Genomic DNA, 25,780 nt, shown 5'->3' with positions numbered 1-25,780 from the left:
TGCGGCGCCCCGCAGGACCGGCGGAAGGAGGTGGCATGCACCGCAGACGCCCCAGCGTGGTCTACGTGCACGGCAACGGCAACAAGGTCCGTGCGGACCTGCTCAGGTCGCAGTGGGACCGGGCGCTCTTCGGCCGGGAGATGGCCGGGGTGTCCCGGATGGCGTACTGGGCCCCGCTGCGGTACGCCGCCCCGCTGCCGGACTTCGCGGCGGACGAGCTGGACGGCGGGCCGGCGGTGGGCGCGGAGGCGCCCGCGCGGGAGGGCCCCGGGGTGTTCGATCCGCCGGAGGAGTTCGTGGCGCGGACCGTCGCGGACGCCTGGCGGGGCGCCGGCCGGGACGCGCTGGAGGGCCGGGCGGCCGGGGGCCCCGCGGACAGCGCGGGCGAGCGCGCGCTGGTGGGCTGGCTGCGGGAGATGACGTACTTCGCGGAGACGCTGGGCGAGGCGGAGTCCGACGCCGGGCCCGGGGCAGCCGGGGACGGCGCGGCGCTGCCGCTGGAGGTGCTGCCGCTGCCCCGTCCGCTGCGTACCGCGGTGTTCCGGGAGCTGGTCCGGCGCACCTTCACCGATGTCCACGCGTACTTCTTCGGCGGGGCGGGGCCGGCGATCCGGGAGGTGGTGGGCGAGGCGCTGGCCGGGCCGGCGGACGGGCCGCTGGTGGTGGTCGGCCACAGTCTGGGGTCGGTGGCCGCCTACGAGGTGCTGCGGGAGCGGGAGCAGGAGGTGGAGCTGCTGGTCACGCTGGGGTCGCCGCTGGTGATCGGTGAGGTGCGGGACCAGTTGGCGCGGCCGCCCGCGGTGCCGGCCGGGGTGCGGGCCTGGCGCAATGTGTCGGACCTGCGGGACCTGGTCGCGCTCGGGCACACCCTGCGCCCGGACTTCACCCCGACCGAGCTGATCACCGACGCGCTGGTCACCAACGGCAGCCGGAACCACCACGGGATCGCCGAGTACCTCGCCCAGGCGGCGGTCCGGGAGCCGGTGCAGCGGGTCGTCGGGCAGCTGGTCTGAGCACGGGTTTCCGTCGCGTTGGGGCGCTTGCACCCCGGAAAACCGGGTGAAAGCATGACAAACAGCAGGAACGACGGGGCCGGTCGGGTGGGCTCCCCCGCGGAGCGGCCGGGTAGGTGCGGCATGCCGTTGAGCGAGACGGAATGGGAACTCGTCACGATGTGGCTGGAGAGGTATCTCCTCGACACCGTGGACCCGCACAGCGCCCTCCTCCAGTACGGACTCCCGCAGGACTTCCTCGGCGGGCTCCGGCTGGGGCAGGTCAGCCGGGACAACGCCCGCTCCCTGGTGCACGCCTCGCGCCGGGACATCGCACGCCAGGTGGCGCTGCTCGAAGTGGTCACCGCGCTCGACCGGCTGGCGGTCCTGCCGGAGAGCGGCACCGCCCGGGAGTTCCTGCGGCGGTTGCGCGCGGACGCCGCGGCGCACGGCACCCGGGACACCTTCCGCAGCTGCGTCCTCCAGGGCGGCACCGCGGCGTTCATCGACCGCGAGGACCTGCGCGAGACGCTGCGCCGCTTCGTCGCGGACCCGGAGAAGTCGGTCCTGCTGGTGGACGGCGAACCGGACAGCGGGCGCTCGTACACCTACACCTTCCTGCGCCACATCGGGCAGCACAGCGGATTCCGCCCGGCCCGGGTGACGCTGTCGCGGACCTCGACCGCGCGGCAGGTACTGGAGCGGCTGGCCGCGTTCGTCGGCGGGCAGGACGCCGGGGACGAGCCGTCCGGCCCCGCCGGGACCGGCGGTCCGGCGCCGTCCCTGGAGGACGCGGTGCACCGGATGGTCGGCCGGGCCACCGCCGCCGACGAGCGGTACTGGCTGGTCCTCGACGAGTGCGACAAGCTCGATCCGCACTCCGATGTCTGGGACTTCATCGGCCAACTCGCCCTGGCGGTGTACGAACACGCCGCGCTGCGCGGCGACCGGGCGCCGCGGCTGGTCCTGCTCGGCTACGGCCGTTCGATGCGCCCGCTCCCCTACGACCTGCGCGGCAGCCTGTGCTGGGACACCGCCCGGGTCATCGAGGCGGACGACCTGCGGCGCTTCTTCGACCAGCTCTTCCGCGAGTCACCGCCCGCCGCCCTCGACGGCGGGGACGGGGAGATCGCCGGGCTGGTCGAGGTGGCGGTGGCGGAGGTGCTGCGCGCCGTCCGCGCCCGGGACGGGAGCGGGGAGAGCTACATGCGGCGGCTCTGCGCGGCGGTGGAGGGGGCGATCCGTGTCTACCGGACCCTCTGACACCGGGCGCCTGGCCCCGGCCCGGCTCCGGGAGGAGTTCGCCGCCCGGCTCCGGCGCGAGCTGCGCACCGACGAACCGGCCGGGCGGACCGTGCCGGACGCCCGCCGGGCCTACCGGGAGGCGGCCTGCCTGCTGGCCCGCTTCGATCCGCGGCGGCTGCGGCTGCCCGGTGAGGACCGGCCGAGCGGCGGCGCGGCCATGGCGCTGCTGGACGACTGCACCGCGGTGGGCGGCCCGGGCGGCCGCGCCGCCTGGACGCTGACGCCCGAGGCCCGGGACGCCGCGCTGCGCGGGCTGGCCGGACCGGACGCGGCCCGGCGGGCACTGGAGGCCAACCGCGAGCAGTTCCCCACCGAACCCGGCGGCCCCGAAGCGCTCTGCCTGGGCTTCCTCCAGGGCACCCTGCCCCCGGCGGCCGCCCTCCTGGCCCGCTGGTCCGCCGACGAACTCGCCGACGCCCTCCAGGCGGTGCTGTGGCTCTCCCGGGTCCCCGGCGTGCGCGGCCTCCCCGAACCGGCCGCGCTCCAGGCCGCACTGGAGCGGGCCCGGCTCCTGGAGCCGCTGCGGCGCCTGGTGGCGGGACCGTTCCTGGGCCGGGAGGACGAGCTCGGCCGGCTGCGCGCCTACACCGGCCTGCCCGGCAGCGGCCCGGCGGCGGAACCGGTGGCGGAACCGGTGGCGGAACCGGCGGCGGAACCGGCCGGCGGCGGAACCGGCGGGCCGGCGCCGGCGCTGGTCATCCACGGTCCGGGCGGGATGGGCAAGAGCACCCTGCTGGCCAAGTTCCTGGTGGACAGCGTGGACGGGGCGGCCGGCGGGGCGGCGTTCGGGGGGCCGGGCGGATTCCCGTTCGCCTACATCGACTTCGAGCGGCCGACCCTCTCGCTGCGGGAACCGGTCACCCTGATCGCCGAGGCGGCCCGCCAACTGGCCGTGCAGTACCCGGCGTTCCGGTCCGAGCTGGACGCGCTGGCGGACGAGTGCCAGCAGGCGGCGGCCAGTCAGCGCGAGGAGCAGGAGCGGGTGGCGCAGCTGTGCCGGCTGGCCACCACCCGGGTGCTGGGCCGCAGTTCGTCGCAGGCGTTCCAGTCGCTGGCCACCGAGCGGGAGACCGGGCTGATCCGGCGGGTGGCCGAGGTGCTGGCGCGGGCGGTGGCCGCGGCCGGGCAGCAGGACCCGCCGTTCGTGCTGGCCATCGACACCTTCGAGGAGGCGCAGTACCGGGGCTCGCCGGTGCTGAGCCGGATGTGGGCGATCTGCGCCGCGTTCCGGCACGGCTATCCGCGGCTGCGGGTGGTGGTCTCCGGGCGGGCGCCGGTGGAGCACCCGGCCCGGACCGCGGATCCGCTGGAGATCGAGCTGCCCGAGCTGGCACCGGCGGCCGCGGTGGCGCTGCTGCGCTCCCTGGGCGTCGGCGATCCGGACGTCGCCGCGGCGCTGGCCGAGCGGGTCGGCGGGCATCCGCTCAGCCTGCGGCTGGCCGCCCGGGCCGCGGCGCTCGCCGGCGGCGCGGACGGGCCGGCCGGCGACCTGGTCCGCGGACTGCCCGAGCGCCGCGAGGAGGTGTTCCGGCGCGTCGACCGGATGCTGGTCCAGGGCGTCCTGTTCGACCGGATCCTGAGCCACATCACCGACGAGGACCTCCGCCGGCTCGCCCATCCGGCACTGGTCCTGCGCGCGATCACGCCGGGGGTCATCGCGGAGGTGCTGGCCGGGCCGTGCGGACTGCGGGTGCCGGACCCGGCCGCGGCGCACCGGCTGTTCGCCGAGCTGAGCCGGCTGGACCTGGTCGAACCGGCCGGGCCCGGGGCGGTGCGGTACCGCGGCGACGTCCGCGCGATCATGCTGCGGCTGCCCGGCGGGGACCGCACCGAGGTGATGCGCGCGGTCGAGCGGCGGGCGGTGGCGTACTACGCGGCCCGGGACGGGGTGGAGGCGCGGGCCGAGGAGATCTACCACCGGCTGCGGCTGGACGAGGACCCGCGGAGGGTGGAGGAGCGCTGGCTGCCCGGCGTCGAACGGTTCCTGGCCGGGTCCCGGCAGGACCTGCCGCCGCGGGCCGCGGGGCTGCTGACCGCACGGCTGGGCGGCGGCGCACCGGACCGGGTGGCGGCCGGCGCCGACCAGGAGGACTGGGAGCGGATCGCGGCCCGCGAGGTGGAGGACCTGCTCGCTCAGGGGTTCGCGGCGGCGGCGCTGACCCGGCTGGCGCAGCGGCGGCCGTGGACCCCGTGCAGTCCGCTGCACTCCCTGCTGGCCGAGGCCCTGGGCCGGCTCGGGCGGCGCGACGAGGCCCGGACGGCCGTCGCGGACGCCATCGGACAGGCCGAGCGCGCCGGCTGCGCCGAGCGGCGGCTGGAGCTGCTGCTGCTCGCCGCGCGGCTGGCCGAGGAGGCCGGCGATCCGGCCGGGGCCGACCGGCAGTTGCGGGTGGCGGAGGACGCCGCGCTCGCCCTCGGCCAGGACCTGGAGGCGATGGGCGCCCGGCTGGCCCGGGCCCGGCTGCCCGCCACCGGCCCGGAAACGGCCCGCTCCGGCGCCCAGGCCGGGCGTCAACTCGCCACCCAGCTGCGGGAGTTGCCTGCCGAGGTGCTGGCCGGCCAGCCGGTCCTGGTGCGCGCGGTCGCCTCCCAGGTCTACGGCCAGGACCCGGGGGCGCTGGCCCGCGCCCTGGAGCTGGTGGGGCTGCCGACCGACGACCGGACGCTGGACACCCTGGGCGCCGCGATGTGCCGGGCCACCCGCCGCCAGCCCTCGCTGCTGGGCGCGGTGATGGGGATCCTGGACGAGGCGGCCGGACCGGCCGGACCACCGCCGCCCGGCGGCCGGGCGGCGGGCGGCGCCGGGGCCCCGCCGGCCGGCCCCCGCCCCACCGGCATCACCGGCATCCTCCGCCTGGCCCGCGACCGCGGCACCCTCAACTCCCTGGCCCGTCGGCTGCTGACCATCCCCGACACCGGCGGCGACCTGCTGGCCGGGGTGGCCGCGGCGATGGGCGTGGGGACCGGTGCCCGTACGACGCCGGAGGCGGCCGCGGCGCAGGGGCCCGGGCACCGCCGGCCGGACGAAGGGAGCGGCCCGCCCGGGCCTGACCAGCCATGACCGCCTATCTCTCGCAGGACGCGCTCCTCCGGGTGCGGGACGCCGCGCTGGAGAGCGGGCTGACCGACCCAGCCGTCCGCCCGCTGCTCTTCGACGGTGTGCTGCCCAAGTACCGCGGCACCCTGCCGATGCTGGCGGCCCCGATGCGCCAGCTGCACTCCGACCTGGCGCAGATGAACCAGGTGGAGCGGCTGGTGGACGGCTCGGTGCCGCTGGAGATCTGGCTGCGCAACGCGGTCGCCCAGACCGCCGAGGCCGAACCGCTGAAGGTGTTCCAGCAGGCCCTGGACGAGGTGGCCCGGCAGGCCGGCGGCGAACCGGACGTACTGGCCGGCACGGCGGCACCGGAGCTCAAGGAGCAGATCGTCTTCCGCGACGACACCGTCCCGATCGGCTTCCTGCGCGGCGGCGCGCTGGCCGGCGCCTCGGTGGCCCGGCTGAAGGTGCCGCCCTACCAGGACGGCGCCCCGCTCCAGCCGAACGGCTTCCCGCACGCCGGCACCGGCTGGCTGGTCACCCCCACCCTGCTGGTGACCAACCACCACGTCGTCAACGCCCGTACCGGCACCGGCCCGGAGCGCCCGCTGGCCGCCCCCGAGGACCTGCTGCTCCAGGCCCGGCACACCCGGGCCCGCTTCGGCTACGACGCCGACTCCGACGGCACCGACGACTCCGCCGCCGAGGAGGCCGGGGTCAGCGGGCTCGCGGCGGCCGACCCCGAACTGGACTACGCGGTGCTGCGGCTGGCCGACCCGTCCACCCGGCCGGTACTGAAGCTGGCCCGGCGGCCGCTGGCGGTCCCCGACGGCGACTGCGTGGCGGTCAACATCATCCAGCACCCCGGCGGCCTGCCGAAGCGGGTGGCGCTGCGCAACAACCTGGTCTACGAGGCGGACGAGCACGACGTCCGCTACTTCACCGACACCCGCGGCGGCTCCTCCGGCTCCCCGGTCCTCACCGACGACTGGCGGGTGGTGGCCCTGCACCGGGGCAGCCGCCGGGTGGAGAACGTGCGCTTCCAGGGCCGGACGACCGCGTTCGTCAACGTCGGTACCCAGATGACCGGGGTGCTGCGCCACTTGGCGGACCACGCCCCGGACGTCCACGCCGAGATCACCGCGGCGCAGGACGGGGGCGGAACGGGCTGAGCGGACGGCCCCGGGCCGCCTGCCGGCCCGTACGCCCGGCCACCCCACCGACCGCAGGACCCCCACGAGGAGGACGAGATGGCGAACCGGAGCCGATCACCGGTGGCGACCGGGCCCGAGCGGGTCTTCGGCGATCTGCGGACGGTCGCGGCCCGGGTCCGGGACCAGCTGTCCGGGGAGGAGCCCGAGTCCGCGGTGGAGCTGCCCCCCGAGGAGCTGCCGGCCGGGCAGATCTCGCAGTACGCCCGGCAGGAACGCGCCCGGGTGCTGTCGGCCGGCGCCAGCGGGCTGGACAAGCTGGCGGCGGGCCGGGCCGACGAGATCAGCGACGACGAGTCGTTCGGGATGGAGGCGGTGGTCCTGCTCGAAGGGCGCCCGGCCATCCTCGTCCAGCACCAGGACTTCCCGGCGCAGCAGGGCGACTGGGCGGTGCTGGACGCGCACCGGGCCGCGATCCGGGAGACGCTGGCCCGGGTCGGCCGGGTGGCGGTCTCCGGGCACCTCAGCCTGGACTGGCTCGGCACCGGTTTCCTGGTCGGCCCGCAGACGGTGATGACCAACCGGCACGTGGCGGTGGAGTTCGCCCGCGGCGCCGGTGACGGCTGGGTCTTCCAGCAGGGGCTGGGGGCGGCCCTGGACATCGGCGAGGAGTGCCGGTCCGATCCGGACCCCGCCGACGGCGCCCCGTCGTACGAGGTCACCGAGGTGCTGGGGATCCACGAGGACGCCGATCTGGCGCTGCTGCGGGTCGCCCCGTACCTCGGCGGCAGTGCGCTGCCCACTCCCCTGGCGGTCGCCGCGGACGCGCCGCCGGACCTGCCGGGGCACCCGGTGTACTGCGTCGGCTACCCGGCCTGGGACGGCCGCCGCAATGAACCGGAGTCCATGCGCCGGATCTTCATGGACGTCTACAACGTCAAGCGGCTCCAGCCGGGCACCACCACCGGCCTGGAGCCGGAAGGGAACGTGATGCGCCACGACTGCTCAACGCTCGGCGGCAACAGCGGCTCGCCGGTCGTCGACCTCACCGACCACCGGGTCCTCGGCCTGCACTTCGGCGGCCGCTACGGCCTGGGCAACTTCGCCGTCCCGCTGTGGCAGCTGGTGGAGGACCCGCTGCTGGTGCGGGGGGAGGTCAACTTCGTATGAGCGGCGTCCGGAACGAAGCACGGGACGGGGTGCGGGGCGGGGCACTGCCCGGGCGGCGGACCCTTCTGAGGGCCGGGCCGGCGGTGCTGCTGGGGGCCGCCGGATGCGCGGGGCGGCAGGCCGGGCCGGCGGCGCCCGCCCGGCCCGGCGCCTCCGGGACGGCCCCGGCGCTGCCCCGGCCACCCGTGTGGCGGCCCGGCCCCGGAGAGGTGCACCCGGAGGTGAAGAGCCGGGCGGTGGAGCTGGTGCGGGCGATCGGGGCGTGGCCGGCCGGGGAGCGGGACGCGGCGATGGCGCGGGTGGGTGCACTGGGACTGGCCCCGTCGCTGGTGGACCGGGCGGGGGCCCTGCGGCCCGGCGGCACGGAAGCGGTGCTGGAGGTGGTGACGGCGCAGTACGGCGGGATCCTGGCGGACGCGGCGAGCGTGCTGGTGGTGTGCCGGCAGTGGGTGCGGCGGGCCGACGGGACGGTGCTGCCGGGCGGGACGACGGTGGACGTCCGGCTGCGCCGGGCGCGGCCGCGCTGGACGGCGACCGCCCTGCACCCGGCGGCGCCCGGCGCCCCCGCGGCGGCCCCGGGCGAGGCCGCGCGGCGGGTGCTGGCGGCGGGCCCGGGCATCGAGCTGCCGCCGGCGGCGGCCGCGGACGTGCGCAGCGGCGCGGTGCACACCAGTGTGCTGGAGGCGCTGCTGGAGCTGGCCCGCGGGCACCGGCTGGCGGTGAGCGTGCTGCGGTCCGGGCACCCGCTGACGGTGTTCGGGACCGACCGGCCCAGCGACCATCCGCGCGGGCGGGCGGTGGACGTATGGCGGATCGACGGGCACCCGGTGGTCGATCCGGCGACGCCGCGGGGGCTGGTGGAGTCGTTCATGCGCCGGGCGGCGGCCGCCGGGTCGTACAACATCGGCGGCCCCTACCTGCTGCCGGGCGGGGCGCCCGGGCAGTTCTTCTCGGACGCCACCCACCGGGACCATGTGCACCTGGGCTTCCGCAGCTGATCCCGGTGGGTGCGGCGCAGTCCGCAGGGCGGACCTGACGGGCCGTCATTTCTTGACGAACTCGGTGGTGTACGTCTTGCCCAGGTCGATGGTGGCGTTCTGGAGGTTGGGGTTGAACGCCTTGAGGACGCGTTCGACGGTGGCCGGGCCGTCGGCCGGCATCACGCCGTCCTTGGTGAACATCGGCAGGGTGTCCTTGATGGCCTGGGCGTACAGCTCCTTGCCGCCCTGGGCGTAGTCCGCCGGCATCTTCGCGGCGATCTCCTCGGGCGTGTGGGTGGACATCCACCGGAGGGTCCGGACGAACGCCTTGGCGAGCTTGCGGACGGTGTCCTTGTGGCTGTTCACCCAGTCGGTGTTCATGTAGAGGCTGGAGGACGGGTAGAGGCCGCCGAGCGCCTGCTTGGAGCCCTCGGGGGTGCGCATGTCGAGGAGCACCTTGCCGATCTTCTTGTCGACGACCTGGGCGACGGTGGGGTCGGTGGTCATCCCGGCGTCGATGGAGCCCTGTTCGAGGGCGGACAGGAAGGTCTGGCCGGCGCCGACCGCGACCGGGTGGACGTCCTCGGTCCGCACGCCGTTCTTGACCGCCAGGTACTTGGTGAGGAAGTCGGTGGACGAGCCGAGGCCGGTGACGCCCAGCTTCTTGCCCTTGAAGTCCTTGGCGGAGGTGATCTGGGACGCGGCCTTGTTGGAGACCACCTCCACCTCGCCGGGCGCCTGGGCCAGCTGCACCACCGATTCGACCTGCTTGCCCTTGGCCTGGAGGTCGAGGGTGTGGTCGTAGAAGCCGACGACGCCCTGGACGTCGCCGGAGATCAGCGAGGTGGTGGCCTGGACGCCGGCCGGTTCGGTGAGCAGGGTGACGTCGACGCCCTCGGCCTTGAAGAAGCCGAGCTGCTGGGTGAGGCGGGCCGGCAGGTAGATGACCTTGTCCAGGCCGCCCACCATGATCTTGATCTTGCCGTCCTTGGCGTCGGCGGTGGTGCCGGCCGAGGAGCCGCCGCAGGCGGTGAGACCGGTCAGGGCGAGCGCGGCCGCGGTGAGGGCGGCCGGGATCTTGAGCTGGGTGCGCATGGTCACGTCCTTGTGAGGGGGGGCGGTGCGGGCGGGGGGCGGGGTCAGCGGGCGTCGCCGGTGTCGGCCGGCTTCCAGCGGAAGAGCCGCTTCTCCAGGAAGGCCAGGAGCCCTTCGGCGAGCAGCGCGACGACGGCGAGGATCACCATGGCGGCGTAGACCCCGGCGGCGTTGAAGGTGCCCTGGGAGGCCGAGACCAGCAGGCCCAGGCCCTTGGTGGCGCCGATGTACTCGCCGACGATGGCGCCGATCAGCGCGAAGCCGAAGCTGACGTGCAGGCTGGTGAAGATCCAGGAGGTGGCGGCGGGGATGACGACCTGGAGGGTGACCTGGCGGTTGCTGGCGCCCAGGATGCGGGAGTTGGCGACCAGGTTGCGGTCCACCTCGCGGGCGCCCTGGAAGGCGTTGAAGAAGACCGGGAAGAAGACCAGGACGACGGCGGAGGCCACCTTGGAGGCCGGGCCGAGGCCGAACCAGATCAGGAAGATGGGCGCCAGCACGATCCGCGGCAGCGCGTTGAGGACCTTGATGTACGGGCCGAGCACATCGGCCAGGAAGCGGATCCGGCCGAGCGCGATGCCCAGCACCACGCCGCCCAGGACGCCGATGACCCAGCCGAGCAGCGCCTCGTAGAGCGTGTACCAGACCTGCTCCCACAGGGGGCCCTGCGGGGTGCCGTGGACCGTCCACTGGGTGATCTGGTCCCAGATCTTCGACGGCATGGAGAAGTTGAACGGGTCGATGACGGCGGCGCGGGCCAGCCCCTCCCACAGCGCGAGCAGGCCGACCAGGAGCACCACGCGGGTGCCGTGGACGAGGAACGCGTGGTTGCGGGCGGCCCGGGCGCGGGCCTGGCTGCGCTCCCCGGGGGTGCCGGCCGCGGGGGCGGCGGCCGGGGCGGTGGCGGTCTCAGGCGGCATCGGCGGTACCCCTCTCGCGGGTGATCCGGACCTCTTCGCCGAGCGAGGACCAGATCTCCCGGTAGATCTCGATGAACCGCGGCTCCAGACGCACCGACTCCACCCGGCGCGGGCGCGGCAGGTCGATCGCGAAGACCTCCTTGACGGTGGCCGGTCCCGCGGTCATCACCACGACCTTGTCGGCGAGCGCGATGGACTCCTCCAGGTCGTGGGTGACGAAGACGACGGAGGCGCCGGTGCCGGCCCACAGGTCGAGCAGCTCGTCCGACATCAGGGCCCGGGTCTGCACGTCGAGCGCGGAGAACGGCTCGTCCATCAGCAGGATCTCGGGGTCGTTGACGAAGGTGGCGGCGAGGGCGACGCGCTTGCGCTGGCCGCCGGAGAGCTGGTGCGGGTAGCGGTCCTCGAACGCGGCGAGGCCGACCCGGCCGAGCCATTCACGGGCCCGCTCCCTGGCCTCGGCCTTGGGGACGCCGCGGAAGCGGGGCCCGGCCATGACGTTGGAGAGCACGGTGCGCCAGGGGAAGACGGCGTCCTGCTGGAAGACGAAGCCGACCTTGTCGCCGATACCGCGGACCGGTTCGCCGGCCACCAGCACCTCGCCCTCGGTGGGCTCGGTCAACCCGCTGACCAGGGTGAGGGTGGTGGACTTACCGCATCCGGTGGGCCCGACCACGGCGACGAACTCACCGCGGCCGACGGTGAGGTCCAGGTCGCGCACGGCGGTGTGCAGTCCGCCCGAGGGGGTGCGGAAGGTCTTGCTCGCTCCCCGCAGCTCGATGGCAGGGCTCGTATGGCTGTTCATGGACCGGGAGGCTAGGAGCGGGCCGGGCCACCGCGGCAGCCTTGTGGGCGCAAGCCGTCTTTCTGCGCGCAAACCCTGTTGTGCCCATTTTGCTCACGCTAGAACAACAAAAGTCCGCCGGGGACTGGGCAGCCGGGCCGCGGCGGCTTACGTTGCGGGGGCACCGCAGCAACAGGAAGAGTCAATTCCGCATCGCGCGCCGAGCGGCGCGCGGCCCGGACAGGCACCGCGCGGCCACGACAGGCACCGCGGCCACGACAGGCACGACACGGCACGACACGGCACGACAAGGGGGGACGGTATGCGGATCCGCTGGCCCCGTCGCGTCTTCGCACAGGTCCTGACCGCACAGCTGGCCATCACCACCGGTGTGACGGTGCTGGCCACCGGCCTGTTCCTGGCCCCGCTCGGGCACGCCCTGGACGACCAGGCGATGCGCCGGGCCCTGGCCATCGCGCAGACCGCGGCCGCCGACCCGGACCTGGTCCGCGACCTGGAGCACACCGCGCCCGCCGCCCGCGGCCCCGTCCAGTCCTCGGCGGAACGGATCCGCCGGGCCACCGGCGCGCTCTACGTCGTGGTGATGGACACCCGCGGCGTCCGCTGGTCGCACACCAACGCCGCGGAGATCGGCCACCACGTCTCCACCGACCCCGCCCGCACCCTGGCCGGCCAGGAGGTCCGCCAGATCGACACCGGCACCCTGGGCCGTTCGGCCCGCGCGAAGGTGCCGCTGCGCGACGGCCGCGGCGAGATCGTCGGCGCGGTCTCGGTCGGCATCGGCTACGACAGCGTGCACGGGCTGCTGCTCGGTGCCATCCCGGGGCTGCTGCGGTACGCGGGCGCGGCGCTGGCGGCCGGGGTGCTGGCCGCGGTGGGCGTCGCCCGGAGCCTGCGCCGCCGGACGCACGGCGTCGCCACCGCCGACATCTCGGCGCTGCTGGACGAGCGGGAGGCGATGCTGCACGGCATCCGGGAGGGCGTCGTCGCCTTCGACCGGCGGGGCCGGATCCGGCTGGTCAACGACGAGGCGGCACGGCTGCTGGGGCTGACCTCGGACGCGGCCGGCCGCGCCCTGGACGAGGTGCTGCCGCCGGGCCGGACCACCGACGTGCTGGCCGGCCGGGTGGCCGGCAGCGACCTGCTGGCGGTCAGCGGCGGCCGGGTGCTGGTCGCCAACCGCGTACCGACCCGGGACGGCGGCGCGGTGGTCACGTTGCGGGACCGCACCGAACTGGAGCTGCTGGGCCGGGAGTTGGACAGCACCCAGGGGCTGCTGGACGCGCTGCGCGCCCAGGACCACGAGCACGCCAACCAGCTGCACACCGTGCGCGGACTGCTGGAACTGGGCCGCTACGACATGGCGGTGGAGTTCGTCGCCGAGGTGGCCAGCGCGCACCGGGCGTCCGCCGAGCAGATCGCCGAGCGGGTGCACGACCCGCTGCTGTCCGCGCTGCTGGTCGGCAAGGCCGCGATCGCCGCCGAACGCGGCGTCTCGCTGCGGATCTCGTCCGCGACGCTGCTGCCGGACGCGGTGGTGGACCCGCGCGACCTGGTGACGGTGCTCGGCAACCTCATCGACAACGCGCTGGACGCCACCGCCGAACGCCGCTGCGCGGAGCCGTTCGTGGAGGTCGAACTGCGCACCGAGGGCAGCACCGCGGTCGTCCGGGTCAGCGACACCGGGCCCGGGGTCCCGCCCGGGATGCGGGACCGGATCTTCGCCGAGGGCTGGTCCACCAAGAGCGCCACCGTCGCCTCCCGGGGGCGGGGCATCGGGCTGGCGCTGGTGCGCCGGCTCGCCGAGCGCTACGGCGGGATGGCCCGGGTCACCGCCCGGGCCGGCGGCGGCGCGGTGTTCACCGTCGTCCTGCCCGAGGCGCTGGACCCGGCCCTCCCCGCCTCCGCCGCCCCCCGCCAGCTCACGGCCACAGGAGAGTCACCGTGATCGATGTCCTTGTCGTGGACGACGACTTCCGCGTCGCGGAGATCAACGCCGCGTACGTGTCCCAGGTGCCCGGCTTCCGGGTCGCCGGCCGCGCCCACACCGCGGCCCAGGCGCTGGCCACCCTGGAGCGCCACCCGGTCGACCTGGTCCTGCTCGACCACTACCTGCCGGACGAGACGGGCCTGACCCTGGTCCGGCGGCTGCGCCAACTGGGCCACCACACCGACGTGATCATGGTGACCGCGGCCCGGGACGTGGCCACCGTGCAGGCGGCCATGCGCTACGGCGCCCTCCAGTACCTGGTCAAGCCGTTCGGCTTCTCCGGGCTGCGGGCCAAACTGGACAGCTACGCCGCGCTCCGCCGTACCGTCGAGGGCGCCGCCGGCCGCGGCGAGGCCGGTCAGGAGCAGGTGGACCGGATCTTCGCGGCGCTGCGCACCCCGGGCTCCCCGCACGCCGAACTCCCCAAGGGCCACTCGGCGGCGACCGTCGACCTGATCCGCCGCATCCTGGACGAGGCCGGGCTGCCGCTCTCCGCCCACGAGGTCGCCGAACGCGCCGGGGTCAGCCGCTCCACCGCCCAGCGCTACCTCAAGCACCTCGAACGCACCGGCCACATCAGCCTCACCCTGAAATACGGCGACACCGGCCGCCCGGAACACCGGTACGCCTGGGCGCGGGCGAGCTAGGGCGTGTCCGCGCCGGCCGCCGCGTTGCAGGCGTCGATCAGGGCGCGCAGGCCCGGGCCCGGCGGGCCGGGGCGGACCGCCAGGTAGGTCCGCATGAGGGGTTCCGGGTCGCGCAGCGGGCGGAAGACCACGCCGGGGACGGGGAGCTGGTCGGCGTGCGGCGCGTAGAAGACCGTCCAGGACGGGGTGGCGTAGCCGATGGCGGCGAGGGTGTCCTGGGCGTTGGTGAACTCCGGCCCGAGAACGGGCTCGTGGCCGGCCGCCCGGCAGGAGCGCAGCACCAGGTCGTACAGCGCGGGGTTGCGGGTGGGCGGGGAGATCCGCAGCGGCAGCCCGGCGAGCGCGGAGAGCTCGACGGTCTCGCGGGCGGCGAGCGGGTGGCCGGCGGGCAGCGCCGCCATCAGCGCGTCCTGCCACAGCGGGAGGAACTCCAGCCCGGGGCCGGGGCGTTCGCCGCGCAGCAGGGTGGCGTCCAGGTCGCCGGCGCGCACCTTCGCCAGCCGCTCGTCGGTGCCGCCGGTGACCAGTTCCAGCCGGTCCCGCCCGGCGGTGCGGGCGAACGCGGCGAGCACCGCGTCCAGCCGCGCGCCCAGGCCGGAGCTGGTGCCCAGCCGCACCGTCGCGGCGCGTTCGGCGCGCAGTTCGTCCAGCGCCTCCCGGGCGCGAGCCTGGAGGGCGAGCATCTCCCGGGCGTACGGCAGCAGCCGGTGGCCGGCCTCGGTGAGCCGCACCGAGCGGGTGGAGCGGGCGAACAGCTCGGTGCCCAGCTCCCGTTCGAGCCGGCGGAGCTGCTGGCTGACCGCGGACTGCACGATGTGCAGCCGCTCGGCGGCCCGGCCGAAGTGCAGCTCCTCGGCCACGGTGAGGAAGTAGCGCAGCTGACGGATCTCCATGGCCCCCCCGTTCGCCGTGACCTCCCCGGCCACGCATTGATCAGCGTTCGCGATGAGTGTAGGCGCGGATCGCCGGTTGGCCGGCGGGCGGGCTCGCGGTTGGGTGGGGGCACCGGCACCGGACGCGGCCCGTACGGGCCCGCGCAGGAGAGGAGAGCCCCGTGCCCAGTCTGGACGTCAACGACACCACGCTCCATTACGAGGACGAGGGGTCCGGCCCCGCGCTGCTCCTCCTGCACGGCTGGGGCACCAGCGGCCGGGTCTGGGGCGCACAGCTGCCCGAGTTCACCCGGGACCACCGGGTGGTCACCGTCGACTGGCGGGGCTGCGGGCGCTCGGCCCGTCCCGTCCGCGGCAACACCCTGGCCGGGGTGGTGAGCGACCTGGTGGCGCTAACCGGCGCGCTGGGGCTCGACCGGCCGGTGGTCGTCGGCTCGTCGATCGGCGCCGTCTTCGGCATCGAACTGGCCGTGCGGCGGCCCGAGTTGATCGCGGGCGTGGTGGCGGTCGGCGCGCCCGGGTACTGGCCGACGGCCGAGGGCCAGGCGGAGCTGGTGACCGGCCTGCGCCGGGACCGGGCCGGGACGGTCGCCGCCTGGGTGCCGGCCTGGTACGCGCCGGGCACGTCCCGCGCGCTGATCGACTGGACCGTCCGGCAGATCCTGGACTCCGGCGTCTACATCGACGACCACCAGGCCGCCGCCGCCGGCTACGACCCGCGCCCGGCCCTGCCCGGACTGCGGGTTCCCCTCCACTATGTGCACGGCGAACTGGACGCCGCGATCCCCGTGGAGGTGGCCCGCGACTGCGCTGCGCTCACGCCCGGCGGCCACCTCACCGTCCTCCCCGGCGCCGGCCACATGCCGCACCAGGAGCGCCCCGACGCGTTCAACTCCGCACTGCGCACCGCACTCGCGCGGATGGCCGAAGCCACCGGCGCCGCCGCCCGCACCGCCCGCGCCACCGCCTGAGCACCCGCCTGAGCACCCGCCCCGCCCGCTTCCCACGGCACCGACCTGCCGGCGAAGGAGACCTTCCCATGCCCCTCATCCGCACCCAGCTCAGCGGCGGCCCGGCCGAGGTCGCGTACGACCGCACCGGCACCGGACCCGGGCTGGTACTGGTGCACGGCACCGGCGCCACCCGCCAGTAGTGGCAGCCGCTGACCGCGGCGGTCGCCGACCGCTTCACCGTGGTCGCACCGGACCTCTCGGGCTCCGGCGGCACCACCGACCACGGCGGGCCGCTCACCCCGGCCGACCTCGCGGGCGAGGTACTGGCCGCCGCGGACGACGCCGGTCTGGACCGCTTCCACCTGGCCGGCCACTCGCTCGGTGCGGCGATCGCCACCCACCTCGCCGCGCACCACCCCGAGCGGGTCGACTCGCTGGCGCTGCACGCCGGCTGGGTCCGCACCGACACCCGGCTGCGGGCCGAGTTCGGCCACTGGCTCGACCTGCTCGGCGCCGACGCGCGGCACGGCACCGCGCACTTCGCCCGGATGCTGCCGCTGGCGGCGTCCGGCCCGGTGTATGGGCGCGCACGAGCACCGAGGAGAACGAGGAACTGGTCCAGGTGCTGGCGCAGACCCTGGCACCCGGGACCACCCGGCAGACCGAGGTGGACCTGACGGTGGACCTGCGGACGGCGCTGGGCCGGATCACCGCGCCGACGCCGGTGCCGGCCAGCGCCCACGACCGGATCATCGGCGCCGATCAGCAGCGTGCGCTGCTGGCCGGGGTCCCGCACGCCCGCTACGCGGAGATCGACGCCGGACACGGGGCGCCGGCCGAGGACCCGGCCGGCTTCACGGCCCTGATCACCGCCTTCCTGGACGAGCACCGCGGCGCCGGCGCCCCGGACGCGCCGACGGCCGCGGCCCGTGCCTGACCCGGCGGGCCCGGGCGCGGACCGCGGTGTCCCGCCGCGGCCACCGATCGCCGCCCGGGCCCGTCCCCACCCGGCCCGGCCCGCGCGCCAGGATCCAGGGGGTGTCCGTGAAGTCGCGTCGTTCGCCCGGAGGGCGGCCGGGCGCCGCCCGGCAGACGGGACTTTGCGGACACCCCCTAGGCTGCCCCGCATGCATCCCGTAACGATCAACGACCCCGTCGGCGGCCAGGAGCCCGTCCTCCTGACCGCCCCTGAGGTGACCGCCGACCCCGGGCTCGCCGCGGAGTTCGCCGCCTCGGTCCACCAAATCCTCGCCGAACTGGTCGGCGCGGGGGCGGCGCTCGGCTGGGTGGAGCCGCCCGGGCCGGACGAGGTGGCCGCGCTGGTGGAGCGCGTCCTGGCCGCCGTGCGGGCCGGCGACGGCGCCCTGCGCGCCGCGTACACCGGGCGCACCCTGCTCGGCCTGGGCTACTGGCTGCGCTACGACCGCCCCACCCACCGGCCGCACGCCGACCTGGAGAAGCTCGCGGTGGCCGGCGCCGCCCACGGCCGCGGTATCGGCCGGTCGCTGACCGCCGCGCTGATCGCCGACGCCCGCGCGGCCGGCATCGAGGTCCTGACCCTGGACGCCCGCGGCGACAACACCCACGCCCTGCGGCTCTACCGCGCCCTGGGCTTCCGCGAGTACGGCCGGCTGCCCGCCTTCGTCGCCGTCGGCGAACGCCGCTGGGACAAGGTCTTCTACCTGCTGGACCTCCGCACACCGGCGGACGGCGCCGCCGCGGAGGCCGGTGCCTGAGAGCACGCACTCCGGCCTCCCGGCCGCGGCAGGACGCTGAGCGCCTCCCCCCGCGAAACGGGTTCCCCGTGAACGGCCGACCCCGCTCCCGCCCCTTCGGGCAGCGGACCCACCACAGCGCCGAGTCACGGGGACACGACCGGCCGGCGAACCGGCCGTCGCCCCGGGCACCCGGCGCACCGCACCCGGCGCGCCCCGCGTGAAACGGCGGAGGCGCGCACCGGACCGTCGGCCCCGCCAAGGAGCCCCGTGCGCCCGGGCAGGCACGCCCGCAGCTGAGCACGACGCACATCGAGCGCGTACGCGCGTCCCCGCACGGCCTTGGCACAGCCCGTGCAGTGAGGCGTCGAGGCTTCGGGGCGGCGAGCAGTTCGGCGGGATCGCCGGTATGCCGGGCCGGGGAACGGCGGCCCTCCCACGGGAGCGCCCCGGGCCGCGCCGGCCGTACCGGTACACCGGCGCGGGGTCCGCAACCATGGGGGCGTCCCCGCCCAGGTCCTCCGGCGGCCCCGGGAGACGGGAGGCGCCGGCCTCGGTGCCGGCCGCACGGGCCCCGGGCCATCGCCGACGGGCTTCCTCGGCTTCCTTCCAGGGCTTGACAGCTCCCCTGCCGGGGGCGGACGATCCCGGGGTGAACCTGTCAGACAGCCAGACAGCTATCCCCGATCCGACCCCGCCGCCCCGCCGGGTGAGTGCGATGGAGGCCGTCCTGAGCCACCTCCGCGCGGCCATCGAGCGGGGCGAGTACGCCGTGGGTGACAAGCTCCCCTCCGAAGCCGAGCTGTGCCGCCGGCTCGAAGTCAGCCGCCCGGTGCTCCGGGAGGCGCTCCGCGCGCTCCAGACGATGGGGCTCACGGTCTCCCGTACGGGCAAGGGCACCTTCGTCGTCTCGGACGGCGCGGTGCCGGACCCCACCTTCGGCGACTACGCCGCCAGCGACCTGCTGGAGGTCCGCCGGCACATCGAGATCCCGGTCGCCGGGTACGCGGCGGAGCGCCGCACGCCCGAGGACCTGGACCGGCTCGGGCACCTGCTGGAGCGGATGGAGCGGGAGACCGACACCACCGCCTGGGTCGCGATGGACACGCTGTTCCACCTGGCGGTCGCCGAGGCCGCCCGGAATCCGGTCTTCCGGCGGGTCATCGAGGAGATCCGCGACGCGCTGGCCCGCCAGTCGGCGTTCCTCACCGACGTCGGCGGCCGGCGCGAGCAGTCCAACCGCGAGCACCGGGCGATCGTGGAAGCCCTGGTGGAGCAGTCGGGGCAGGACGCCGCGGAGGCCATGCGGCACCACCTGGCCCGCGTGGAGTCCACGCTGTCCACCATCGTGCGGCCGGCGCACCGCGCGGCCCCGGCCGACGGCGCCGCGGACCCTGAGGAGCGGCGATGACCGCGCCGGCGCCGCGCACCGCGGCCCCCGGTACACCCGGCCCCGGCTCGCCCCCCGGTATACCCGGCCCCGGCACGGCGCCGGACGCCCCGCCGCCGGTCCGCACCCCGGCCCACGCCCCGGTCGCCGAGCTGGTGCGGGGCGGCCTGGTCGAGGGCGTCCACCACGGCTCGGTCGTCGTGCTGGCCGCGGACGGCACGGTGGCGTACCGGCGCGGCGACATCGAGGCGGCCTTCTACCCCCGGTCGGCGCTCAAGCCGCTCCAGGCGGTCGGTCTGCTGCGGGCCGGTCTGCCGCCGCTGGACGACGAGGCGCTGGCCCTGGTCGCCGCCAGCCACTCCGGCGAGGACCGCCACCTGGCCACCGCCCGCCGCATCCTGCACTCCGGCGGGCTGACCGAGGACGCCCTGCGCAACGTCCCGGACCTGCCGTACGGCGCCACCGAGCGGGCGGCGTGGCTGGCCCGCGGGCGGGTCCCCAGCCGGCTCGCCCAGAACTGCTCGGGCAAGCACGCCGCGATGCTGGTCACCGCGCGCACCCGGGGCTGGCGGCTGGAGAGCTACCTCCGTCCCGGCCACCCGCTCCAGGGGGAGCTGGCCGCGACCGTCGAGGAGCTGACCGGCCAGGGCATCGCCCGGGTCACCGTCGACGGCTGCGGCGCCCCGCTGTTCGCGGTCTCGCTGCTCGGTCTGACCCGGGCCGCGGCCCGGCTCGCGACGGCCGCCCCGGGCACCGCCGAGGGCCGGGTCGCGGACGCCATGCGCCGGTACCCGGAGATGGTCTCCGGCCGGGAGCGCGACACCGCGCGGCTGGTCGGCGCGGTGCCCGGGCTGCTGGCCAAGGACGGCTTCGAGGGTGTCCAGCTCGCGGCGCTGCCGGACGGCCGGGCGGTCGGCGTGAAGATCGCGGACGGCGGGGACCGGGCGCGGATGCCGGTGACCGCCGCCGCGCTGGCCCGCTGCGGCGTCGATCCGGAGCTGCTCGCGCCGTTCGCGGCCGTCCCCGTCCTGGGCGGCGGCAGGGAGGTCGGCGCCCTGCGGGCCGTCGACCCGCCCCCGGCCTCCTAGGCAGCAGCCCCTCCCCCTCTTCCCACCACCCTCCTCACCCTCCAAGGAACCTCCCGCCATGACCTCCGGCCACCGCCGCGAGCACGACCTGCTCGGCGACCGCGCCATACCCTCCGACGCCTACTGGGGCGTGCACACCCTGCGCGCCGTGGAGAACTTCCCGATCACCGGCACCGCCATCTCCGCCTATCCGCACCTGATCGACGCGCTCGCGGCCGTCAAGGAGGCCGCCGCCCGGGCCAACGCCGACCTCGGACTGCTCACCCCCGAGCAGGCCGGTGCGATCGCCGCGGCGTGCCAGGAGATCCGGGACGGGCGGCTGCACGACCAGTTCGTCGTCGACGTCATCCAGGGCGGCGCCGGCACCTCGACCAACATGAACGCCAACGAGGTGATCGCCAACCGGGCGCTGGAGCTGCTGGGCCACGCCAAGGGCGACTACGACCGGCTGCACCCCAACGAGCACGTCAACCTCAGCCAGTCCACCAACGACGTCTACCCGACCGCCGTCAAGGTCGCCACCGTGCTCGCGGTGCGGGAGCTGCTGGCCGCGATGACGGTGCTGCGCGAGGCGTTCGCCGCCAAGGCGGAGGAGTTCCGGGACGTCCTGAAGATGGGCCGCACCCAGCTCCAGGACGCGGTGCCGATGACGCTGGGGCAGGAGTTCTCGGCGTACGCGGTGATGCTGGAGGAGGACCAGAGCCGGCTGGCCGAGGCGGTGACCCTGATCCACGAGATCAACCTCGGCGCCACCGCGATCGGCACCGGTCTCAACGCGCCCCGGGGCTACGCCGAGGCGGCCCGCCGCCATCTCGCGGAGATCACCGGCCTGCCGCTGGTGACCGCCGCCAACCTCGTCGAGGCCACCCAGGACTGCGGCGCGTTCGTGCACCTCTCCGGTGTGCTGAAGCGGATCGCGGTGAAGCTCTCCAAGAGCTGCAACGACCTGCGGCTGCTCTCCTCCGGTCCGCGCGCCGGGCTCGCGGAGATCAACCTGCCGCCGGTGCAGGCCGGTTCGAGCATCATGCCGGGCAAGGTCAACCCGGTGATCCCGGAGGTGGTCAACCAGGTCGCGTTCGAGGTGATCGGCAACGACGTGACCATCACCATGGCCGCGGAGGCCGGGCAGCTCCAGCTCAACGCCTTCGAACCGATCATCCTGCACGCGCTGTCGGAGAGCATCACCCACCTGGGAGCCGCCTGCCGCACCCTGGCCGAGCGCTGCGTCACCGGCATCACCGCCAACACCGGGACGCTGCGGGCCGCCGTGGAGAACTCCATCGGGCTGGTCACCGCGCTCAACCCGCACATCGGCTACACCGCGGCGACCGCGATCGCCAAGGAGGCGCTGGCCACCGGGCGCGGCGTCGCCGAACTGGTCCTGGAGCGCGGTCTGCTGCCCGAGGAGCGGCTCGCCGCGCTGCTGCGGCCGGAGGAACTCGCCGGTGCGGGTGGGGAGTTGGCGGGCGCCGACGGGGCCTGAGCGCGGGACCGGCCCGGGCGGGCGCGCCGGGGCCGCGGCGGCCCGGCGCGCCGCGGGCCCGGGGGTGCGCTGGGCGGGCGCGGCACCACGGCGTACCGTCCAGTCCGAGGCGGCCGGCGGACGCGCGGGCCGCGTGACCGAGACGACAGGAGTGAGCCCCGATGCGTATCGCGCTGTGCCAGATGACCTCGTCGGCCGACCCGCGGGAGAACCTCGCGCGGGTGGCGGAGCAGGTGCGCCGGGCGGCCGCGGAGGGCGCGCGGCTGGCGGTGCTCCCGGAGGCGTCGATGGTGCGCTTCGGGGTGCCGCTGGGGCCGGTCGCCGAGCCGCTGGACGGGCCGTGGGCCGAGGGCGTGCGGGCGGTGGCCCGGGAGACCGGGGTGACGGTGGTGGCGGGGATGTTCACCCCGGCGCCGGACGGCCGGGTGGCCAACACCCTGCTGGCCACCGGCCCCGGCGTGGAGGAGTCCTACGACAAGATCCACCTCTACGACGCGTTCGGGTTCCGGGAATCGGACACCGTCGCCCCCGGCGACCGGGTGGTGACCCTCGACGTCGAGGGCGTCCGGGTGGGCCTGGCGACCTGCTACGACCTGCGGTTCCCTGAGCTGTTCCGGGCCCATGCGGAGGCCGGCGCGGCACTGTCGGTGCTGCCCGCGTCGTGGGGCGCGGGCCCCGGCAAGCGGGCGCAGTGGGACCTGCTGGTGCGGGCGCGGGCGCTGGACGCCGGGGTGTGGGTGGCCGCGGTCGGCCAGGCCGCGCCCGACCAGGACGCCGATCCGGAGGTGCCGACCAAGGCGCCGACCGGGGTGGGCCACAGCGCACTGATCGGGCCCGACGGAACGGTGCGGGCGCGGCTGGGCGGTGCGCCGGGGCTGCTGGTCGGCGAGGTGGACCCGGCCGAGGCCGAGCGGGTGCGGCGGGCGGTGGGGGTGCTGGACAACCGGCGGCTGTAGCCGGCCCGGGCCCGGCCCGTTCAGCGGGCCGGGGCCTCGGCGGTCCGGGTCGGGGCGTCGCGCAGGCCGAGCCGCAGGTGCTCCACGTGGTGGAGGGCCTGGTCGAGCAGTTCCGCGACGTGGTGGTCGTAGAGGGCGTAGACGATCGACCGGCCGTTGCGTTCGCCGGTGACCAGGCCGAGGTTGCGCAGCAGGCGGAGCTGGTGGGAGCAGGCGGACTGCTCCATCCCGACGGCGGCGGCGAGGTCGCCGACCGCGCACGGCCCCTCCTGGAGCCGGGCGAGGATCCGCAGCCGGGACGGGGTGGAGAGGGCCTGGAGGGTGGCGGCGACGTCAGCGGCCCCTACGGCGTCCAGGCGTTCGCGGGTGGTGGCGCTGCCGTTGTCATCGATTCCATGGCCCATGGGAGCCATCCTAAGGAGCCCCGCCCACCACGCGCGTGGCCCCGGAGGCCGGGCAGTCTTCCCCGTGCCTCCGCGGACCGAGCAGGCGGCGTCCGGCCCACGGGCGCAGGAGGCGAGCGGCGGCGGGACGGCCCCGGCGCCCCGGCGCATCAGGCAGGGCACGCCAGGTCATCACCATTTCACCGGTCGCCCCTACGATCGGGCTCTCCCGACGGGGTGCGTGCTCGGGTGCCCCGCCCTGGCTACCGGCACCGAGGGCGTCACCTCGTACCACTGGGTCGGCTCGGAAAGGCATCGACACAATGACACGTCCAGCGGACGAGCAGGACTCGTCGGCCGGCGGGCACACCCGCCGCAAGCTCCTCACCATGGGTATCGGCGCCGCCGTAGGGGCGGGAGTCATCGGTTCGACCGCGGGGATCGCGAGGGCAGGCGGGCCGAACGACCCGTCCAGCCCGACGATCGCGTACAAGGTGAAGAACCTGAGCGGCCCGGCCGAGACCGGCCCGTTCGCCTCGCCGTGGACCGATCTCGGCATCCCCGTGCGGTGTCCGAACGGCACCATGCTGTTCGTCGGCGGCGACACCTTCAACGGCGACCACGTACCGCGGCCCGGCGAACCCGCCGACGACTGGCGTGCCCCGGTCGGGCTGCGCTCCAGCAGCGCGGACCTGGGCAACCTGCGCATCGACGGCAGCGTCGGCGGGGGCCACGCCAACAGCCTGGTCGACGAACCGCACACGCCGGTCGGCGAGAAGGCGACCACGGCGATCCCCTCGGACGTGTTCGTCGTCGACGGCGTGATGTACATGCACCTCATGCGCGGTGTCATCTACGACACGCACCACACGGACTTCTGGCGGTCCACCGACAACGGCGAGACCTGGGAATACCTGTGCCAGTGGCCGGGCGACCTGCACGGCGGCCAGTTCCAGCAGAAGACCTACGCGGTGGCCGACGACGGCTACTGCTACGTCCTGTCCTCGGTCTTCAACCGCGAGGTGGAGTCGGGGATGCTGCTGCACCGGGTGCGGAAGGACAGCCTCGGCAATCCGGACGCCTACGAGCCGTGGGGCTACGCCGACGGTGGCTGGCGGTGGGGCGCGCCTCCGACAACCGTCTTCGGCACCCGCAAGTGGGGCGAGATCTGCTTCCGGGCCATGGACGGCAAGTACGTGCTCACCTGGTTGAACATGAACCCGCTGTCGGTCCGGGCGATGGTCTTCCCGCTCCCGACGTCGGACCTGACCAGGACGCTGGAGCAGACCATGATCGTGCCTGGCGCACCGGGCCAGGAGGTGGGCAACCTCGTCGCCAGTCCGTACGGCGGCTTCGTCGTCCCCGGTTCGACGTTCGGCAACTTCCACATCGTCGTCAGCCAGTGGTACGACCCCTGGAACTACCGCTTCATGCAGTACAAGGTCCATATGCTGTCGTGATCCGGCAGCCGCTGCCTCCCGTACCGGCGCGGTCCGAGAACTGCGCCGGCACGGCCGCACCCTGACACGACCCGAGCAGCCCCCGCACGCAGTGCTCGATGCACTCGACACCGCTCCCGAGCCGGCCACCGAGGGCGGCCCAAGACGGAGGAGCGAACGTCTGAGAGGGCACTCAGCGCCCCTGCCCGGGCCAGTGGCTGGGACAGCCGGCCGAAGCGCACTCGTACCACCACATGACGCCCTTCACGAGTCCGGTACCGTCCCGCCGTCGTCCTCGTGCGGGTCGAGCGCGTCCGGGACGCACGCGTCCGAGGTGTCGATATGCGCCATCCACACGCGGCCTCCTGTCGAAACGCGGCAGGACCAACTCCCTGGCTCACACCCCGCATCCTCACCTCGGTTGCCTAGCGCCCGTACGGAAATCCGTCCGCGACAGCGCCGGTTGACGGCGCTGCTCGCGAGTGGGGAAACACGGAGGCGGCAATGGCGAACGTCGTGCTGGTGCACGGGGCTTGGAGTGACGGGTCGGTCTGGCAGGCGGTGATTGCCACCCTCCAGGACGAGGGGCACCGTGTGCTGGCCATCCAGCTGCCACTGACCTCGCTGGAAGAGGACATCGCCTGGACACGGCGGCAGATCGCGACATTCGACGGGCCGGTGACGCTGGTCGGGCATTCCTACGGCGGCATGGTGATATCCGGGGCCGCACATCACAACGCCCGGGTCACCGCGCTGGTGTTCGTCGCGGCCTACGCCCCCGACGAGTCCGAGACGCTCCGGATGCTGAGCGGCCGCGGCACGGCGACCCGCGGCCGCGACGCGATCCGGTTCAGCAACGACGGCTGGTCGACCCTCGACCCCGACCTCTTCAGGGATGCGCTCGGAGCCGATGTTCCGGCGACGACCACCCGGGTCCTGGCCGCACTCCAGAAGCCGACGCACAGCGCGTGCTTCTCGACCCCCTCAGGGCGCGGTGCCTGGCGTGACCTGCCCTGCGCCTACGTCCTCTCCACGGACGACCAGATCCTCGACCCCGGGCTCCAGCGGTGGTTCGCCGAACGGACGAATGCCACGGTCACCGCCCTGCGCTCCAGCCACCTCTCACCGGTCTCCCATCCCCAAGAGGTGGCCGCCGCCATCAGCGGATGCTGCACAGCGAACGTTGCCCCCCGGGCTCAACCGCGCCAAGGCTGACAAGAGCCCCCTCGCGTGGATGCGTCGGCCGAGGGCACACCACATGCACCCGCCCTGCGCCCGCACCTACACGTACCGGACGCGGTGCGGCCGATGCAGACCATGTCGACCACGTCGTTGCGCGAGTCGCCGCTCCAGGTCACGCTCCATTTCTGGCCCACCTGGACGTCGGC

23 protein-coding genes are annotated in these 25,780 nt (G+C 75.2%); 18 read left to right on the top strand and 5 right to left on the bottom strand.

All coding sequences use genetic code 11. From position 1 onward, the window contains the following. The first annotated feature begins 35 nt into the window (after positions 1-35). The 6 genes from MUU72_RS19555 to MUU72_RS19530 all read left to right on the top strand — a co-directional run bounded on the left by MUU72_RS19555 (position 36) and on the right by MUU72_RS19530 (position 8,653). Positions 36-1,013 (top strand): alpha/beta hydrolase family protein, encoded by a 978-nt coding sequence (locus MUU72_RS19555; RefSeq protein WP_248014605.1) that lies wholly within the window; start codon positions 36-38, stop codon positions 1,011-1,013. 129 nt (positions 1,014-1,142) lie between these two features. Next, positions 1,143-2,255, top strand: coding sequence for a hypothetical protein (locus MUU72_RS19550; protein WP_248014604.1), 1,113 nt, complete (start codon positions 1,143-1,145; stop codon positions 2,253-2,255). After that, complete coding sequence (locus tag MUU72_RS19545) at positions 2,236-5,358, top strand: AAA family ATPase (protein ID WP_248014603.1); 3,123 nt, start codon at positions 2,236-2,238, stop codon at positions 5,356-5,358. The genes MUU72_RS19550 and MUU72_RS19545 overlap by 20 nt, the downstream gene beginning before the upstream one ends. Then, positions 5,355-6,506 carry a trypsin-like peptidase domain-containing protein gene (locus MUU72_RS19540; RefSeq protein WP_248014602.1) on the top strand — a complete coding sequence of 384 codons (1,152 nt, stop codon included), beginning with the start codon at positions 5,355-5,357 and terminating at the stop codon, positions 6,504-6,506. Before MUU72_RS19545 ends, MUU72_RS19540 begins: the two co-directional genes overlap by 4 nt. Positions 6,507-6,584: 78 nt before the next feature. Next, positions 6,585-7,655: a trypsin-like serine peptidase gene (locus tag MUU72_RS19535; RefSeq protein WP_248014601.1), complete on the top strand. Its 1,071-nt coding sequence runs from the start codon at positions 6,585-6,587 to the stop codon at positions 7,653-7,655. A gap of 221 nt (positions 7,656-7,876) precedes the next feature. Further along, positions 7,877-8,653, top strand: a complete 777-nt coding sequence (locus MUU72_RS19530; RefSeq protein ID WP_248014600.1) for a hypothetical protein — start codon at positions 7,877-7,879, stop codon at positions 8,651-8,653. Between the two features lie 45 nt (positions 8,654-8,698). Here MUU72_RS19530 and MUU72_RS19525 read toward each other — a convergent pair whose 3' ends face one another. From MUU72_RS19525 to MUU72_RS19515, 3 genes are read right to left on the bottom strand one after another with little or no spacing between them, the layout of a single operon-like run. After that, the gene (locus MUU72_RS19525) at positions 8,699-9,730 is read right to left on the bottom strand and encodes an ABC transporter substrate-binding protein (RefSeq protein ID WP_248014599.1); all 1,032 of its coding nucleotides are present in this window, start codon (positions 9,728-9,730) and stop codon (positions 8,699-8,701) included. Between the two features lie 44 nt (positions 9,731-9,774). Then, positions 9,775-10,650 (bottom strand): ABC transporter permease, encoded by an 876-nt coding sequence (locus MUU72_RS19520; RefSeq protein WP_248014598.1) that lies wholly within the window; start codon positions 10,648-10,650, stop codon positions 9,775-9,777. Continuing rightward, on the bottom strand, positions 10,640-11,455 hold the full coding sequence (locus tag MUU72_RS19515; protein ID WP_248014597.1) for an ABC transporter ATP-binding protein: 816 nt from the start codon (positions 11,453-11,455) through the stop codon (positions 10,640-10,642). Before MUU72_RS19515 ends, MUU72_RS19520 begins: the two co-directional genes overlap by 11 nt. A 301-nt stretch (positions 11,456-11,756) precedes the next feature. Between MUU72_RS19515 and MUU72_RS19510 the strand changes: the two genes are divergently transcribed. Together MUU72_RS19510 and MUU72_RS19505 are read left to right on the top strand one after the other, a co-directional pair. Next, positions 11,757-13,403 carry a sensor histidine kinase gene (locus tag MUU72_RS19510; protein WP_248014596.1) on the top strand — a complete coding sequence of 549 codons (1,647 nt, stop codon included), beginning with the start codon at positions 11,757-11,759 and terminating at the stop codon, positions 13,401-13,403. Next, on the top strand, positions 13,400-14,092 hold the full coding sequence (locus MUU72_RS19505; RefSeq protein ID WP_248014595.1) for a response regulator: 693 nt from the start codon (positions 13,400-13,402) through the stop codon (positions 14,090-14,092). Before MUU72_RS19510 ends, MUU72_RS19505 begins: the two co-directional genes overlap by 4 nt. On the opposite strand, the gene MUU72_RS19500 is transcribed toward MUU72_RS19505, so the two are convergent. Beyond that, positions 14,089-14,985: a LysR family transcriptional regulator gene (locus tag MUU72_RS19500; RefSeq protein ID WP_248014594.1), complete on the bottom strand. Its 897-nt coding sequence runs from the start codon at positions 14,983-14,985 to the stop codon at positions 14,089-14,091. The genes MUU72_RS19505 and MUU72_RS19500 overlap by 4 nt on opposite strands. 161 nt (positions 14,986-15,146) lie before the next feature. Between MUU72_RS19500 and MUU72_RS19495 the strand changes: the two genes are divergently transcribed. The 8 genes from MUU72_RS19495 (at position 15,147) to MUU72_RS19460 (ending at position 22,570) form a co-directional block, all read left to right on the top strand. After that, positions 15,147-15,956, top strand: coding sequence for an alpha/beta fold hydrolase (locus MUU72_RS19495; protein ID WP_248014593.1), 810 nt, complete (start codon positions 15,147-15,149; stop codon positions 15,954-15,956). 221 nt (positions 15,957-16,177) lie between these two features. After that, the gene (locus MUU72_RS19490; protein WP_248014592.1) at positions 16,178-16,615 is read left to right on the top strand and encodes an alpha/beta fold hydrolase; all 438 of its coding nucleotides are present in this window, start codon (positions 16,178-16,180) and stop codon (positions 16,613-16,615) included. Further along, positions 16,561-16,875 (top strand): alpha/beta fold hydrolase, encoded by a 315-nt coding sequence (locus MUU72_RS19485; protein WP_248014591.1) that lies wholly within the window; start codon positions 16,561-16,563, stop codon positions 16,873-16,875. The genes MUU72_RS19490 and MUU72_RS19485 overlap by 55 nt, the downstream gene beginning before the upstream one ends. A gap of 190 nt (positions 16,876-17,065) precedes the next feature. Continuing rightward, the gene (locus MUU72_RS19480; protein WP_248014590.1) at positions 17,066-17,674 is read left to right on the top strand and encodes a GNAT family N-acetyltransferase; all 609 of its coding nucleotides are present in this window, start codon (positions 17,066-17,068) and stop codon (positions 17,672-17,674) included. A gap of 631 nt (positions 17,675-18,305) precedes the next feature. Beyond that, positions 18,306-19,064 carry a FadR/GntR family transcriptional regulator gene (locus MUU72_RS19475; RefSeq protein ID WP_248014589.1) on the top strand — a complete coding sequence of 253 codons (759 nt, stop codon included), beginning with the start codon at positions 18,306-18,308 and terminating at the stop codon, positions 19,062-19,064. Then, the gene (locus tag MUU72_RS19470; protein ID WP_248014588.1) at positions 19,061-20,131 is read left to right on the top strand and encodes an asparaginase; all 1,071 of its coding nucleotides are present in this window, start codon (positions 19,061-19,063) and stop codon (positions 20,129-20,131) included. The genes MUU72_RS19475 and MUU72_RS19470 overlap by 4 nt, the downstream gene beginning before the upstream one ends. Positions 20,132-20,189: 58 nt before the next feature. Continuing rightward, positions 20,190-21,614 carry an aspartate ammonia-lyase gene (gene aspA / locus MUU72_RS19465; protein ID WP_248014587.1) on the top strand — a complete coding sequence of 475 codons (1,425 nt, stop codon included), beginning with the start codon at positions 20,190-20,192 and terminating at the stop codon, positions 21,612-21,614. A 161-nt stretch (positions 21,615-21,775) separates the two neighbouring features. After that, on the top strand, positions 21,776-22,570 hold the full coding sequence (locus MUU72_RS19460; protein ID WP_248014586.1) for a carbon-nitrogen hydrolase family protein: 795 nt from the start codon (positions 21,776-21,778) through the stop codon (positions 22,568-22,570). A 20-nt stretch (positions 22,571-22,590) separates the two neighbouring features. On the opposite strand, the gene MUU72_RS19455 is transcribed toward MUU72_RS19460, so the two are convergent. Next, a complete protein-coding gene (locus tag MUU72_RS19455; RefSeq protein WP_248014585.1) occupies positions 22,591-22,974 on the bottom strand; it encodes an ArsR/SmtB family transcription factor in 384 nt (127 codons plus the stop codon). A gap of 302 nt (positions 22,975-23,276) precedes the next feature. Between MUU72_RS19455 and MUU72_RS19450 the strand changes: the two genes are divergently transcribed. Together MUU72_RS19450 and MUU72_RS19445 are read left to right on the top strand one after the other, a co-directional pair. Continuing rightward, positions 23,277-24,413, top strand: a complete 1,137-nt coding sequence (locus MUU72_RS19450) for a DUF4185 domain-containing protein (protein ID WP_248014584.1) — start codon at positions 23,277-23,279, stop codon at positions 24,411-24,413. Positions 24,414-24,896: 483 nt separating this feature from the next. Further along, entirely contained in the window at positions 24,897-25,607 is a 711-nt protein-coding gene (locus tag MUU72_RS19445; protein WP_248014583.1) for an alpha/beta fold hydrolase, read from the top strand. The last annotated feature ends 173 nt before the right edge of the window (positions 25,608-25,780 follow it).

Origin of the sequence: Streptomyces rhizoryzae, assembly GCF_023155275.1 — a bacterium.
Classification (GTDB): domain Bacteria; phylum Actinomycetota; class Actinomycetes; order Streptomycetales; family Streptomycetaceae; genus Streptomyces; species Streptomyces rhizoryzae.
This window is presented reverse-complemented; position numbering and strand designations above follow the sequence as displayed.